The sequence below is a fragment of the Viridibacterium curvum genome (assembly GCF_039544165.1).
Classification (GTDB): Bacteria; Pseudomonadota; Gammaproteobacteria; order Burkholderiales; family Rhodocyclaceae; genus Viridibacterium; species Viridibacterium curvum.
In genome coordinates this window covers 114,972-130,163 of the sequence record NZ_BAABLD010000007.1, presented here as the reverse complement: position 1 = coordinate 130,163, position 15,192 = coordinate 114,972, and the positions used below count along the sequence as shown (strand labels likewise).

8 protein-coding genes are annotated in these 15,192 nt (G+C 64.9%); 5 read left to right on the top strand and 3 right to left on the bottom strand.

The genetic code is table 11. The features are described from left to right. Nucleotide 1 precedes the first annotated feature (1 nt). Nucleotides 2-4,015, bottom strand: a complete 4,014-nt coding sequence (locus ABEA02_RS06920) for a YhdP family protein (RefSeq protein WP_345532148.1) — start codon at nt 4,013-4,015, stop codon at nt 2-4. A gap of 272 nt (nt 4,016-4,287) precedes the next feature. On the opposite strand from ABEA02_RS06920, the gene glnE reads away from it, so the two are divergent. From glnE to ABEA02_RS06895, 5 genes are all read left to right on the top strand, one after another. Continuing rightward, nucleotides 4,288-6,960: a bifunctional [glutamate--ammonia ligase]-adenylyl-L-tyrosine phosphorylase/[glutamate--ammonia-ligase] adenylyltransferase gene (gene glnE / locus ABEA02_RS06915; protein ID WP_345532147.1), complete on the top strand. Its 2,673-nt coding sequence runs from the start codon at nt 4,288-4,290 to the stop codon at nt 6,958-6,960. Between the two features lie 221 nt (nt 6,961-7,181). Next, a complete protein-coding gene (locus ABEA02_RS06910; protein ID WP_345532146.1) occupies nt 7,182-9,407 on the top strand; it encodes an EAL domain-containing protein in 2,226 nt (741 codons plus the stop codon). A gap of 130 nt (nt 9,408-9,537) precedes the next feature. After that, a complete protein-coding gene (locus ABEA02_RS06905) occupies nt 9,538-10,386 on the top strand; it encodes a FecR family protein (protein ID WP_345532145.1) in 849 nt (282 codons plus the stop codon). Next, nucleotides 10,383-11,255, top strand: a complete 873-nt coding sequence (locus ABEA02_RS06900) for a c-type heme family protein (RefSeq protein WP_345532144.1) — start codon at nt 10,383-10,385, stop codon at nt 11,253-11,255. Before ABEA02_RS06905 ends, ABEA02_RS06900 begins: the two co-directional genes overlap by 4 nt. Nucleotides 11,256-11,279: 24 nt before the next feature. Continuing rightward, entirely contained in the window at nt 11,280-12,740 is a 1,461-nt protein-coding gene (locus ABEA02_RS06895; protein WP_345532143.1) for a serine/threonine-protein kinase, read from the top strand. Between the two features lie 44 nt (nt 12,741-12,784). Here ABEA02_RS06895 and ABEA02_RS06890 read toward each other — a convergent pair whose 3' ends face one another. Both ABEA02_RS06890 and ABEA02_RS06885 read right to left on the bottom strand, forming a co-directional pair. Then, nucleotides 12,785-13,513 carry a hypothetical protein gene (locus tag ABEA02_RS06890; protein ID WP_345532142.1) on the bottom strand — a complete coding sequence of 243 codons (729 nt, stop codon included), beginning with the start codon at nt 13,511-13,513 and terminating at the stop codon, nt 12,785-12,787. A 105-nt stretch (nt 13,514-13,618) separates the two neighbouring features. Next, complete coding sequence (locus ABEA02_RS06885; protein WP_345532141.1) at nt 13,619-15,163, bottom strand: helicase HerA-like domain-containing protein; 1,545 nt, start codon at nt 15,161-15,163, stop codon at nt 13,619-13,621. Between the last annotated feature and the right edge of the window lie 29 nt (nt 15,164-15,192).

Below are 15,192 nucleotides of genomic sequence, written 5' to 3'. Positions count from 1 at the left end.
GTCACTTGCCAGGCGCCTGAGGCTTGGCAGGCACAGGCTGGGCGCCGACCTTGTCGACCTTGGGGTCCGCCCAAGGCCCGGTGATGGTGTATTCGAAACTGAATAGTTTTTCGAAGGGATCGCTGAGCGCCTTCTGCGCAAGGTACACGCCAAGACCGATGATCGGGTTGAGCGAAGCCGCGCCGAGACCGATTGCGACGCTCTCTGACAGCGTGGGCTGCACGGTCACATGCAGATCGTGCACTTCGCGCCCGAGGTCGGTACTTCCCTTCATGAAAGCCTTGGCGGCTGGCCCGCGCAAGTCGAGATTGTTCGTACGCAGCACGCCTTTCTCGATCTTCATGTCGCCGATGATGGAATCGAAGGCAAAGCCGTCGCTGAAGACATCGCGGAAATCCAGCGTCAGGCGACGCGGCAGGGATTGCAGGCTGAGGATACCCAGCAGGCGCCCGGCTGCGCCCGGCTGCAGCTTGTTGAACTGACCGTTCTCGGCTTCGAGCCGCAGCTCTCCCGCGAGCGAACCGTAATCGATGGAAGTCGCCGGCCCGTTCCAGCTCAGGCGACCGAACAGTTTGGCTTCACCACGCTTAACGGCATCGGGCACGCCAATGCGCCCGAGGAAGCCTCCGACGTCGCTCGCCTCCAGCCGCAGCAGCACCTCGGTCAGCTTGCCGCCGCTGGCGAGCGTACGGCTAAGGCCCTCACCCGAGATCACTGCATCAGGGCTTTCGATGCGCAACTCCGGCAGACGCCACAGCGCCCCTTCGTTGCGCGCCTGCAGGGTCAGCGCGCCGAGCTTCATGTCGTTCATCTCGAACTGCGCCGCATGGATATCCAGCGCAGGCAAGTCTTCGTCATCCGGCGCTGCCTCGGCCGCAGGCACCGATTCACCCATCGGCGCCTTCTTCTCCGTCGCCGCCTTGAGTCGCAGCATCGACAGCTGCGCTTGCAGGCGCCCTTTGCCCTCGCCCAGCCAGGTCAGGTCGCCCGCGATGTCCGGGCCCTGCAGTCTCATGACCCAGCGCCCGTCCTGTTGCAGGGCGCGCCCCAGTACATTGGTGAAGCGCTGGCCTCCGGCGATGACTTCATCTGCCTGCAACACCGCCCCGGCAAGCAGGCTGCCAGACTGCGCCTTCGCATCACCCTTCGTGGCCTCATTGATGACGCTGGTGAGCACGGGACGCCAGGCGTCCAGCTCCAGCTTCGCGAAACGTCCTGACACACGCATGCCGCGCGTCGGCAGCGACAACTCATCGTTCAGCGCGGCCGCACCGCGCAGGAAGTCGCAACGCTCGCCCACGCAGCGATCCTGCCAGTGCGCGCCACCCAGCCCGTCCAGCGACAGCTGCCAGTCCTCGATGGCCGGTACCGGCGTCACGCGCACGCCGGGTTCGTCGTACGTCGCCCAGGTGAAACTGAGCGGCCAGCGTGCGTTGACGGCCTTGGACAAGGGCGGCGGCAGGCGCGAGGTGATGCCCACCAGATCACTGGTGACAACCACTTCGGCACGCTCGCGACTGACGCTGATGCGTGCGCCCACCTTTGTCTCGCCCGCAAGATGATTCCACAACGGGGTGCTCACGATCTCGCGCAACCCCTGTGCCGGGAACACACCGCTGGCGTCGAACAGGGCCGTGCCGTCAGGCATGCCTTTGCCGCTCATGCTGAAGTGCCCGCCGAGGAATTCACCGCTGGCCCGCGTCGGGGTCACGCCCAGTTCGTCGAAACCGACATGCCCCGTGACGTGCTGCATGGGTGGCAGCGCCGTTGCAAGGCGCACGCTGTTGTCATCAAGCTGAACGCCGCCCTGCACACGCGTGTTGTTGGCATCCATCAGGGGAATGGCGAGCTTGAGATCGAGACGCGCATCGCCGCCGACACGCAGGTTCTGGATGAAGCTGCCCAGATGCTTTGCCACCGGCGTGGCACGCAGATACTCGAGCATCTGCTCGCCGGGCCCCTCGGCCACGCCGACAACCTCCAGCGGCACGCTGCTCACCCGGTCGAAGTCGGCAAGGCTGGCCTGCACATCGCGCAGTCGCACCTTGGCGTACTGCCCGCTGGCGACCTTGATCTGCATGCCCGCGCGTTCAAACAGCAGGCTGCCCTGCAGGTTCTGCAGCGCTGGCCAATCCGGGGCGAAGGCCAGCGTCGCATCGCGGATGCGCCCTTCGACGCGGAAGACCCCTTGCCGCGCGGCGCCACTGCCGTTGAAGGGGAAATGCGCCAGCTCGCCGTTGAGGCGCACGCGCAGATCTTCGACACGCCCCGCCGTCAGCGCCACCTTCAGCCAGTCAACCGCATCCTGCGACACCACGGCGGGCATGTAGCGCCACACCGCTCGCGGGTCGGCAGAACGCGCGCGGCCTGTCATGTCCAGTACCCCGGCACTGCCGGGCTGACCACGCCAGGTCGCCGAGAAATCTCCACCCCTGAGGTCGTCGTTGTCGATCTGCAAACGACTCACGCGCACCGTCAGCTCACCGGCCCCGGCACGCTCCCACTGCCCCGTCGCCACACCTTGCGCCACGGCCAGCTGCTCGGCATGCATGATGCCCGGCAGTGACAACGTGCCATCCTTCATCGACAGGCTGAACTCACCGCTCTTCTCATTGCCCGTCACGCGCCCCGAGAAGCCGGACATGCCGGGCAAGCCATCGGCCGAACGGAAGGCGAGATTGCTGACACTGGCATCGAGGTCGAACTTCGGCGGCATGCCGACCTGTCCTTCCGGCGGGTCCTGCCAGTTCGCCTGCACGCGCGACACCATGCCATTCGGATCCATCGCATCGAGGCGCCTGCGCACTGCGGCGGGCAAGGGCAGGTAAGCCGCCAGTTGCGACAGCACACGCATGTCGAGCCGTTCGCCCGCCAGAGAGCCCCCCGCCGGGCGGCTGTCGGTCTTGCCGTTGTGCCGCAGCGACAGCTGGGTCGGCAACACCTCCAGCCCCTCCTGCGTACGCAGACGCAGACGCTCGGCCGAGAAAGCGTAGTCCTCGCCATTGAGCGAGACCCGCAAGCGACCGGTCAGCATCTTGAGCGACAGCTGCGGCAAGTCTTCCGCAAGGCGCGTCTCGACATCCGCCAGGGCGAGATCGGTGGTCAGGGCAGCGATGCGCGGCCCTTCGAAGTTGAGCCACGCGCGCAGGCTGCCCTTGCCACGCGTGACCGGCACCGGGTAGTCGACCCAGGCGCGCCACACGGCGAGGTCGGTCTCGCGCAGGTCAAGGAACAGTGCGCCACGCCATGTGTCGAGCGACTGCAGACTGAGGCCGCGCAGGTCGGCACGCAGATCCAGCGGCCCCGACAACTTGCCCGCCGGCTGGGCGCGCACGGCCAGACGGTGCACGTCGCCGTGGTTCTGCACGGTGAGGAAGACTTTCTCCAGCACCAGCTCCGGGGCGCCGCGCTGCTGGTCCAGCCAGCTCAGGCGCGCATCGCTGATTGTGATGTCGTGCTGATGCAGCAGGCGGTCCACCGAGTTGCCGTCGCCCCCGCCCTGCAGGGCGATGCCAGCTATGAAGATACGCCCGTCGGCTTCGCGCTTTGCCGCCAGCTCGGGACCGCGCAGGTGCAAGGAGGCCAGTTCAAGCCGCCAGTGGAGCAGGGAGCTCCAGGCCACGCGGGCCTCCACCTCGGGCAAGGACAAGGCCGCATGCCCGGCATCATCGAGCACCTGCACGCCACGCAATTGCAGCACGGGCCGCAGACCGGGCCAGTCGGCCTCCAGACTCTGGATGGATAGCTTGACCCCGAGCGCTTGCGACAACTCGGCCTGGATGCGTTCGCGCTGGTTCGCCACCTGCGGCAACGCCAGATGGCGAACACCGAGGAAGGCCACAGCCAGCACGATCCAGCTCCAGACGAAGATCTGCCCCGCAATGCGTGGCAGGTGCAGGGTCAGCCGCAACCAGTGCGCCAGCCAGCGCAAACGCCAGACGAGCGCAGCCCAAAGGCGACGCCGTGGCGTCGCTGGCGGGGACTCGGGTGCGGAGCGCGGATCGGTGTCGGACATGGCCGTCAGGGATTGCGAGTGCAGGCGCAGATGCGCCGGATCCGTCAGAATGGTCAGACTGCTTTGGGCCGCCGCAGAAGCGCACGGAAATACGCGCTGACCGAGGCGGCCGGATGACAAGCAATTCTACCCCGCCAGCCCCGGCCTGCGCCGCTCCGGGCGAACATTGAACGGGGATTTGCACACGCTTGCAACCGCCTTGCCTTCGCTTGCCGTCGCCCCATTACCATCCCGCTATCGCCTCATCCACTTGCCACATCCGCGACCACACCATGATCGATGCCGACCGCCTGCTCGAAGCCGCAGCCCAGCACAGCCGCTACTTCCAGAACCAGCTGCGCGCCCGCAACTGGCTCGCCCCTGCCCTTGGCCCGGTGCTCGAACGCCCGCTGGAGCGTAACGATCTGCAGGCTTTCCTTGCCCGCGAGCCCCTGACCGAGGCCAACCTTGGCACCCAGCTGCGTCGGTTACGCGCCTGGGTGTATGGCCATGCGATGGCACGCGACCTGGGGGGGCTCGCCCCGCTGCACGAGGTGACGGAGGCGATGAGCCTGCTCGCCGAAGTCGCCATCGAGACCGCGCTGAGCGTGATCCGGAACGACCTCACCGCCCGACACGGCACGCCGCGCAACGCTGCAGGCATGGAGCAAGCGCTGATCGTCATCGGCATGGGCAAGCTGGGGGGGCGCGAGCTCAATGTCTCGTCCGACATCGATCTGATCTTTGTCTTCCCCGAAGACGGTGACACGGACGGCAGCCGCCCGGTCAGCAATTTCGAGTTCTTCACGCGTCTGGGACGCTCACTGATCGGCACCATCGCCGAGGTCACCGGCGAAGGCTTCGTATTTCGCGTCGACATGCGTCTGCGCCCCAACGGCGACTCCGGCCCACTGGTCGCCAACTTCGAGATGCTGGAGCAGTACTTCATCCGCCAGGGGCGAGAGTGGGAACGCTACGCCTGGATCAAGGCGCGTCCGCTGACCGGCACGCGTCACGATGAACTCGACGCCATCGCGCGCCCCTTCGTGTTCCGCAAGTACCTCGACTTCGGCGCCATCAATGCCATGCGTGCCCTGCATGCGCAGATCCGCCGCGAAGTGGCGCGTCGTGAAATGGCCGACAACATCAAGCTGGGCCCCGGCGGTATCCGCGAGATCGAATTCATCGCTCAGGCTTTTCAACTCATCCGTGGCGGCCGCGATGCCGATCTGCGCGAGAAGCCCACCCTGCGCGTGCTCGACCTGCTGGCGCGACGCGGTCTGCTGCCCGACGACACGGTCACCGAACTGACCGCCGCCTACGACTTCCTGCGTCGGCTGGAACATCGCATCCAGTACCTCGACGATGCGCAGACCCACCTGCTGCCTGCCGCCGCCGAAGACCGCCTGCGTGTCGCGCAAGCGATGGGCTACGACACCACCGACGCCATGATGGCAGCGCTGGATGCACACCGCGCCATCGTCAGCAGCCACTTCGCCGGCGTGTTCAGCGACCCGGCCGCGGGCGAACACGCGCTGGACGAAACCTGGACGGCCTCGGCTGGCGACGAGGACGCACGCCAGAGCCTCGAACAGCTGGGCTTCCGTGATGCCGCCGCCATGGCCGAACGCCTGCACAACTTCCGCGAAGGGCCGCGCTACCGCGCGATGACTGATGAAACACGTGAGCGCCTCGACGCCCTGATGCCGCGCGTGCTGGCGCTGTGCGGAGCACGCCCCAATCCCGACGAGACGCTGTCGCGCATGATCGATTTGCTCGAAGCGATCTGCCGCCGCGCCGCTTATCTCGCCCTGCTGCAGCAATACCCGGTCACCCTGACCCGCGTTGTCGAGCTGGTCTCCAGCGCCAGCTGGGGCGCCCGCTACCTCACCCAGCACCCCTTGCTCCTCGACGAGTTGCTTGCCGCCCACAAGCTGGAGCCTGCCGTCGAAGCGCAACGCTTCCGCAGCGAACTGACTCAGGCACTCGACGCCCTCGGCGACGATACGGAGCGCCAGATGGACGTGATGCGCGAAGCTCACCACGCGCGCGTCTTCCGCCTGCTCGGACACGACCTTGCTGGCGCGCTGAGTGTCGAGACTCTGTCTGATCGCCTCTCCGAACTTGCCGACATCGTGCTCGGCGAGACCCTGAGGCAATGCTGGAACAAGATGCCCAAGCGCCATCGCGACGAGCCACGCTTCGCGGTCATCGCCTACGGCAAGCTGGGCGGCAAGGAGCTGGGCTACGCGTCCGATCTCGACATCGTCTTCCTGCATGACGATCCCGATCCTGACGCCCAGCTGCTCTATGCGCGCCTCACGCAGCGCATCAGCACCTGGCTATCGAGCCGCACCAGCGCCGGCCTGCTGTTCGAGACCGACCTGCGTCTGCGTCCCAATGGCGACGCCGGCCTGCTGGTCAGCTCTTTCGAAGCCTTCACGCAATACCAGCGCGAATCAGCCTGGATCTGGGAGCACCAGGCACTCACGCGGGCACGCTTCTGTGCCGGCGACGCGGCACTCGGCAAACGCTTCGAACAGTTCCGCCGCGAACTGCTGAGCCAACCGCGTGACACGGCAAAGCTGCGCGACGAAGTGCTGGCGATGCGCGAGAAGATGCGAGTCCAGCACGCCAACAAGGGCGAAGGCTTTGAACTCAAGCATGATGAAGGCGGCCTCATCGACGTCGAGTTCATGGTGCAGTACCTCGTCCTGGCCCACACGCATCGCTGGCCCGTGCTCGCCGACAACGCCGGCAACATTGCCCTGCTCGGTCGCGCTGCAGACTGCGGCCTGTTGCCGGCCGCACTCGCCACGGCGGCGGCTGACGCCTATCGCACACTGCGTCACGAACAGCACGCACTACGCCTCAACGAACAGAAGAGCCGCGTCTTCGACGACCATCTCGACCCCGAACGCGACGTCGTACGGCAGGCCTGGAAGCATGTCTTCGACAACGGGTGACAAAGACCTGCAAGGCATTCAAACACCCGCAGTGCCCAGACCACCTGCAACACTGCGCTGACAAGTGTTGCGCGCATGAAACATAGCGCAGCGCAACATGCGGCTACGCTTGCTTGGGCAAGCGAGCTGTGCGAAGGTTGCGGGCAGACAATCAAGGCGCCCATTCAACTGCCATCCACAGCAGTGCGGGCACCACCAACAGGGGCACTACTCGCGCGGCAATGAGACAAAGCCTTCGACAGAGACTGGTTGGCAAACTTTCGCCCGACAGTTTTTCGCGCCCCGCCTCTTCAAGACTTGCCCTCGCCCTGGCCGACCATCGCTGGTTCGTTGCAATCCGCAAGGGTTTCCTTCTCCTGCTCCCCGTCGTGATGATGGGCGTACTCTCGCTGATCGCCAGCGAGCTGCCGTTCCAGCCCTGGCAGGACTTCATGGAAACCCTGCTGGGCGAAACCTGGCGCGACCACATCGAGCTTGTCAGCCGCGCCAGCTTCGGATTCGTCTCGGTGTGCCTGGTCGCCAGCATCAGCCACACGCTGAACGGCCTCATCCCGCAACGCGACGAATTCGGCGAGAACAACCCCATCACCACCGTGCTGGTCGCCCTGGTCTGCTACCTGCTGATCGTGATGCCCGGCAACGGCCTGCTCGGGCCAGAACAAACCGGCGCGCGCGGCACCTTCCTCGCCGTGTTCTCGGCGATAGCCGCGACCGAATTATTCCTCTTCCTGCGACGACGACGACGCCTGCAGATCGCCTGGCTCAGCGACGCGGACCCCCAGTTGCCTGACACCCTGCGAGCCATCCTCCCCGCCTTCGTCACCGTCAGCGTGTTCCTCGTATTGCACGAGTTGCTGACGCATTTCAGCGGCACCGCCGACAGCCTGTTCGATGCTGCGCTCTTCAATCTCTTCGGCAGCATCGAGAACGATCTCATGCGAGCCCTGCTGTATTGCCTGCTGAGCCAGATCCTGTGGTTCTTCGGCATGCACGGCACCAACATGCTGACCTTCGTCGAACAGACCTGGTTCCAGGCTGCCACCGATGCCAACGCCCAGGCAATGCTGCTCGGCAATGCTCCTTACGAAATCGTCACCAAACCCTTCTTCGACACCTGCGTCGTACTCGGCGGCGCCGGCGCCACCACCGGCCTGCTGATTGCCCTGTTCCTCGGCAGCGCCCGCGGCAGCAACATGCGTAACGTCGGCAAGCTGGCCCTCTTGCCGGCCCTCTTCAACATCAACGAGGTCCTGCTGTTCGGTCTGCCCGTGGTGCTCAACCCGGTCTTTCTGCTGCCCTTCCTGTGCATTCCGCTGCTGCTGACGCTGCTGTCCTACTTTGTGCTCAGCGCAGGTTGGGTACCGTTGAGCACTCACGCTGTCTCCTGGATGACCCCACTGGGCATCAACGCCTGGCTGGCCACCGGCTCATGGACCGGGCTGGCCCTGCAGGCCTTCAACCTCGCCATCAGTGTGTTGCTTTACCTGCCCTTCGTGCGCCTCGCCGAAGCGCGTCAGCGTGCCGCCAGCAATGCCAGCCTGCGCCAGCTCATCGCCTCGCTGGAAGACACCCTGGGCAGCTACCGCCAGCGCATCGTCAACCGCCAGGACGCCATCGGCCGCCTCGCGCGCCAGTTGCTGGCCGACATCGACCGCGACATCGACACGGATCGCGTGCGCCTGGTCTATCAGCCCAAGCTGGACCGCGCAGGGCGTGTGACTGGCGTCGAAGCCCTGCTGCGCTGGCGCCACAACAGCTACGGCAGCATCCCGCCCAACGTGCTCATCGGCATTGCCGAAGACGCAGGGGGCGTGGGCGAGCTCGGTCGCTGGACCCTCGCCACGGCCTGCCAGCAGCTCGCCGAGTGGAAGGCCGCCGGCATCGAGGGCGTGTCGATGGCCGTCAATCTCTCGCCCCTGCAACTGGCCGACCCGGCCCTGCTGCAGCACGTGCAGCAAAGCCTGCGCGACTCCGGCATCCAACCCGCCGAGCTTGAGCTGGAAATCACCGAGAACCGCAACGTCGGCAACGACCCGCAATCGAATGCCAGCATCGCCGCCCTCAACGAAATGGGCGTGCATCTCGCCATGGACGACTTTGGCATGGGCTACAGCTCCCTGCTCTACATGCGTCGCTTCCGCATCAGCGCCATCAAGCTCGACGGGTCGCTGACACGCGAAGTCGAGCAGAACGCCTCCTGCCGCGACATCATTTCGCAGGTCTCCCAGCTCTGCCAGAACATGGGCGTACGCGTCGTGGCGGAATACGTCGAAACCGAATCACAGTCTCAATTGCTGCAACAGCTCGGCTGCACCGAGCTGCAGGGCTACCTTTACAGCCCGCCGCTGGAAGCTGCCGCCTGTCAGGAATTCATCCGCCAGCGCAATGCCAGCGCGCCTGCCCATCCGGTCAATGCGGAAATCTTTCACGCTACCGAGAACGTCTGACAGGTAAGCTTTGCCGACTTGCCTTGGTTTGACAGCCGGGAGCGCCCGACCTAGGATCAGACGCTTCCACCCGGCCCCACCCGCAGAGCGGCGCCAGCCGCCGGCCAATTCACCGTTCAACAGGGACTTCATGTCGCGCCTCGCCAGCCTGGCCCTTCTGCTATGCCTTCCCCTTCTCGCACAAGCGCAGACCGCGGGTCGGCTGACCTTCACCGAAGGCCAGGTACGCCTGCTGCGCGGCGACCAGGTCTTCGTCGCCCCCAAGGGCCTGCCGTTGAACGGCGAAGATATCCTCGATACACCGGACGCCGGCAGCCTCATCATCGAACAGGCTGACGGCACGCTGTTCTCGGCCGGTGGCAATTCCCGATTGATGGTGGGCAGCGGCGCCCTGCGCCTGATGCTGCGCAGCGGCTGGCTCAAGCTGCAAGCGGGCGACAAAAGCGAGCCCTGGGCTTTCTCCACCCCTCAGGGCGGCATCAGTGGCAAGGCCACGCTGATCCTGCGCAGCACCGAAAGCGACATCGAGCTGTTTGTCGAGAGCGGCGAGGTGACCTTCAATGCCACGCGCGGCGGCAAACTCCAGGTCAAAACCGGGCAGTTCCTCGCCCAGCGAGGCAGCAAGCCTGCCGCCGTGCAGCCGCGTCCCGATGCCGCGTTCGTTGAAGCCATGCCGCGCGGTTTCCGCGACCGGCTGCCCTCGCTGGCGGCCCGTTATGCCGACGCCCGTCCGACACCACGCCTGCTCGGTGAGGTGCGTTACGACGACGTCGCTGACTGGCTCAACGGCCCGGTCAGCTGGCGCACCAACTTCGTCAAACGCTATGAGTCGCGACTGGCCGACACGGCTTTCCGCAACAGCATCGAAGCCAATCTGAGTCGCCACCCGGAGTGGGCACGCCCGCTCTACCCCGAGAAGAATCAAGGCAACAACAAGCGCCCGAGTGGTGCAGCAAACAAAGAGGCTTCCCAACCATGAAACTGATCGTCAAGTTCAATCTCATCCTGATTCTGGTGTTCCTTGCCGGTCTGGGCGTAGCGGGTTACATCTCGCACGAGCTCCTGCAGCGCAATGCACGCGAAGAAATCCTGCAGAACGCCCGCATCATGATGCAGGGCGCGCTCGCCGTTCGGGGCTACACCAGCACCCAGATCAAGCCGCTGCTGGACACCCAGCTGAAGTACGAATTCCTGCCGCAATCGGTGTCGGCCTTCGCGGCCACCGAATACTTCAACGAGCTGCGCAAGAAGTACCCTGAGTACTCCTACAAGGAGGCCACGCTCAACCCCACCAATCCGCGTGACCGTGCGTCCGACTGGGAAGCCGACATCGTCAATCGCTTCCGCGACAACGAACAGGTCACCGAGCAGATCGGCGACCGCGACACGCCGTCGGGCAAGCAACTCTACCTCGCCCGCCCGATCCGCATCAGCGATGCGCGCTGCCTCGCCTGCCACAGCACCGTAGACGCCGCCCCGGCATCGATGATCGAGAAGTACGGCAATGCCAACGGCTTCGGCTGGAAGCTCAACGAAATCGTCGGCTCGCAGATCGTCTCCGTGCCGATGGATCTGCCGATCAAGCGAGCAGACACCACCTTCAAGGTCTTCATGACCCTGCTGGTCGCCCTCGTCGCCTTCATCTTCATCCTGCTCAACGTCCTGCTGTTCTTCCTCGTCGTCAAGCCCGTCAACAAGCTCGCCTCGATTGCTGACCGCGTCAGCCTTGGCGAAATGAACGTCGAAGAATTCAAGGCCGGAGGCCGCGACGAAATCGGCACCCTGTCCGACTCCTTCAGCCGCATGCGCAAGAGCCTTGTGCAAGCGCTGAAGATGCTCGAAGAGTAATAACCCGCAACAAGGCAACACCCCATGTCGTCCGATCCGCAGAAACTCGGCAAGTATGAAATCCAGGGCGTCCTCGGCCGAGGCGGCATGGGCACCGTCTACAAGGGTTACGACCCGTTGATCCAGCGCACGGTCGCGCTCAAGACCGTGCATTCACGCCTGCTGGAAAACGACGACCACAACATGCTCGAGCGCTTCCGCAACGAAGCGCGCGCAGCGGGGCGCCTCAACCACCCGGGCATCGTCGCGATCTACGACTACGGCGAAGAGGACGGCATCGCCTTCATCGCCATGGAATACGTCGACGGCTGCACGCTCGGCGACTTTCTGAAAGCGCACAAGCGCGTGCCCGTCGCCGACGTCGTGGCGATGATGCTGCAATTCCTCGAAGCGCTGCACTACGCGCACGAGCAAGGCATCGTCCACCGCGATATCAAGGCTGCCAACATCCTCATCACCGCGGCTGGCAAGCTGAAGATCATGGACTTCGGCATCGCACGGCTCGACAGCTCCAGCCTCACCCTGGTGGGCTCGGTCGTCGGCACGCCGGGCTCGATGGCGCCGGAGCAACTCATGGGCCTCGCCGTAGACCGCCGTGCCGACCTGTTCTCGGCCGGCGTCGTGCTCTACGAACTGCTGTGTGGCGTACGTCCCTTTACCGGCCCCAGCGAATCGCTGGTCTACAAGGTCTGCTACGAACATCCGCCTGTCCCGTCGGCGGTGGATTCAAGCATCCACCCGGCCATGGACATCGTGATCCACAAGGCGCTCGCCAAACAGGCAGACGAGCGCTTCGCCACGGCAGATATCTTCAAGCAGGCACTCGTGGATGCGCATGCCAAGGCCTTCAGTGCGCAACCGACGGCTACGCTGTCCGATGCCACGGTCATCCTGACCAGCGCGGCCATCCAGGAACGCATGGCCGCACTCGGCAAACCACCGGGTGCCGGCGGCCCGCGTACCGTGAGCGCCACCAATGCGCCACCGCCGACCTCGGCATCGCTGATCACCAGCATGCACGCCGACACGCTGCTGACCGTCGAGCGCCTGCTCGCCCAGCACATCGGCCCGCTCGCCAAGGTCATCGTCAAGAAAGCCGCTACCAGCACGGCGAGCATCGACGATTTCTACGCCATCCTCACCAGCAAGCTCGATACCGAAGCCGCGCGTCGTGACTTCATGGCCGCCATGCGCAAGCTGGGTGTTGGCGCACTGCCGAGCAGCAACACGCAGACGCCGCCAAAGTCCGCCACCAAACTTGCTTCTGGCGGCACCATGCTGGCCAACACGCTTGGTCCAGAAGTGATCAGTCTGGCCGCTACGCGGCTTGCGAAATACCTCGGCCCCATCGCGCCGGTCGTCACCCGCAAGGCAGCCGCGCAGGCCGTCGATGCACGCGCCCTCTACTGGGCGCTGGCTGGCAATCTCACCAATCCGGACGATCGCCGCGCCTTCCTCAACGAAGCCGGCTTCCCGGAATACTGATCCCGCCCGCCGCAAAGCGGCCGGTGGTGATCAAAGGCAAGCGTTCAGTAAGCGAGCTTCAAGCCGATGGTCAGCGTGCGCGGCCTTGTTGCCAGCATCTGCTGGGCGAACGAAGCGTCAACGAACAGGTGCTCGTCGATCAGCGCGTAGCGCGCCGCTACGCCAAGCCAGCCCGGTGCCTTGTCGTCACCATACGTTTCTACCGCGAGGTCGAGCTTGCCGATGACTTCGGTGCGCTCAGCCGCCAGTGCCCAGGTCGTCGCAGTCACGCGATCGAGTCGTGAACGCGTCCAGCCGACGTTGGCGTGGAACAGCCATTTGTCCCAGGGCACGGTCACCACGCCATTGATGGCGGCATTGTTGTAGCGATAGCCTTTCTTCTCGTCGCCGGGGGTACGCGTACGATCCACGCTCCAGGCAACGGCGATGCCGAAAGCATCGTCGGTGAGCGCCTTGAGCGCCGTCTTGCCGACCAGCGCTTGCGCGGTGCTGCTCTTGGTGGCCTCGTAGTCTTCGTTGTACTGACGTGAATAGTCGAAGCCGACACCGATCTGCGTGTTGAAGCCGATGCCAACGCCAGGCTGGATATGGAGGCCGCGATTGGGGCGCGTCTCGCGCACGGTCTCACGGTAGTAGTAGCTTTCGAGCTCGAAGCCACCCTTCTCGATGAAACCTGCGTCTTCCGTGGTGAGGGGACGACCTGCGAGGGCCGTACCGCTGGCGATGGCGAGAAGCGCGGCGATGCCGGCACGACTGATTGATTGTGTCTTCATGTTGTCCCGTCCCTGTGAAGCGCGGCATTGTTCCAGAGGACAGGCAGGCTCCAAAACAAGTTTTCCTGCTTTGTTTGTCTCAAAGCAACGAAAACCTCGAAGCCGTCAGCGCCTCTTGCTGCTGCCGCCGAGAATCGAACCCAGCACGCCACGGATGATCTGCCGGCCGACTTCGGACCCGATGGTGCGCACTACGGTCTTGGCGGCAATCTGTGCCAAACCATCGTGCTTGCCACCACGCGGGCCGGTGGTACCGAACAGGATTCCCCCCAGCGCGCCCCCCAGCAGACCACCTCCGCTGTCACCCCCCTGCCCGCTCGAAGCTTGCGGAGCGGGCGCGGAACCCGGCTGCTGACTGGTATTTGCGGCAGAGGCCGGGGCGGCCTTGAGCTTTTCGAAGGCGGATTCGCGATCTACCACTTCTTCATACACGCCATAGACCAGCGAACCATTGATGACCGCATTGCGCTCATCCGCTTGCAGCGGACCGATACGCGATGACGGCGGCAACACGAAGGCGCGCTCGACGATGCCGGGCGTGCCTTTGGCATCGAGGAATGACACCAGCGCTTCGCCGACACCCAGCTCGGTAATGGCGGTCTCGACATTGACCTTTGGATTGGCGCGCAGCGTCTCAGCGGCGACCTTGACGGCCTTCTGGTCCCGCGGCGTAAAGGCGCGCAGGGCGTGCTGCACACGGTTGCCCAGCTGGCCCAGCACGGCATCGGGGATGTCGAGCGGGTTTTGCGTCACGAAGTAGATGCCGACGCCCTTTGAGCGGATGAGGCGCACGACCTGCTCGATCTTTTCGAGCAGCGCAGGCGGCGCGTCGTTGAACAGCAGGTGGGCTTCGTCGAAGAAGAAGACGAGCTTCGGTTTGTCGAGGTCACCCGCCTCGGGCAGGTTCTCGAACAGCTCGGACACCAGCCACAGCAAGAAGCTGGCGTAGAGCTTGGGCGCGTTGTAGAGCTTGTCGGCAGCAAGGATGTTGATGACGCCACGTCCGGCCGTATCGGTCTGCATGAGGTCGGCGATGTTGAGCATGGGCTCGCCGAAGAACTTCTCGCCGCCCTGCTGTTCGAGCGCCAGCAGGCCGCGCTGGATGGCGCCCACGCTGGCGGCAGACACATTGCCGTATTCGGTGGTCAGTTCCTTGGCGTGCTCACCGACGAACTGCAGCATGGCGCGCAGATCCTTGAGGTCGAGCAGCAGCAGGCCGTTGTCATCGGCGACCTTGAAGACGATCTGCAGCACGCCGGCCTGCGTCTCGTTGAGGCCCAACAGGCGGCCGATGAGCAGCGGGCCCATGTCCGAAATCGTCGCGCGCACCGGGTGGCCGGCTTCGCCGAAGACATCCCACAGCGTGGTGGTGAACTTGTCCGCCTCCCAGTCGGTCACGCCGAGCTGCTTGAGGCGTGCTTCGAGCTTTTCACTCTGCTTGCCGGCGGCGGCAATACCGGAGAGGTCGCCCTTCACATCGGCCATGAACACCGGCACGCCGATGCGCGCGAAGGACTCGGCGAGGCGTTGCAGGCTCACCGTCTTGCCCGTACCCGTGGCGCCGGCAATCAGGCCGTGGCGGTTGGCAAACTGGGGCAGGATGCCGACGTCGGTATCGGTCGAACGGGCGAACAGAAGGGGCTCGGACATGATGTGCTCCAGTGCAAAAGAAATCGGGC

What these genes read in the sequence shown, in the direction of transcription:
- ABEA02_RS06900 (WP_345532144.1), top strand. Translation starts at nt 10,383, where the DNA reads ATGAAACTGATCGTCAAGTTCAATCTCATCCTGATTCTGGTGTTCCTT.
- ABEA02_RS06890 (WP_345532142.1), bottom strand. Translation starts at nt 13,513, where the DNA reads ATGAAGACACAATCAATCAGTCGTGCCGGCATCGCCGCGCTTCTCGCC.
- ABEA02_RS06895 (WP_345532143.1), top strand. Translation starts at nt 11,280, where the DNA reads ATGTCGTCCGATCCGCAGAAACTCGGCAAGTATGAAATCCAGGGCGTC.
- ABEA02_RS06910 (WP_345532146.1), top strand. Translation starts at nt 7,182, where the DNA reads ATGAGACAAAGCCTTCGACAGAGACTGGTTGGCAAACTTTCGCCCGAC.
- glnE (WP_345532147.1), top strand. Translation starts at nt 4,288, where the DNA reads ATGATCGATGCCGACCGCCTGCTCGAAGCCGCAGCCCAGCACAGCCGC.
- ABEA02_RS06905 (WP_345532145.1), top strand. Translation starts at nt 9,538, where the DNA reads ATGTCGCGCCTCGCCAGCCTGGCCCTTCTGCTATGCCTTCCCCTTCTC.
- ABEA02_RS06885 (WP_345532141.1), bottom strand. Translation starts at nt 15,163, where the DNA reads ATGTCCGAGCCCCTTCTGTTCGCCCGTTCGACCGATACCGACGTCGGC.
- ABEA02_RS06920 (WP_345532148.1), bottom strand. Translation starts at nt 4,015, where the DNA reads ATGTCCGACACCGATCCGCGCTCCGCACCCGAGTCCCCGCCAGCGACG.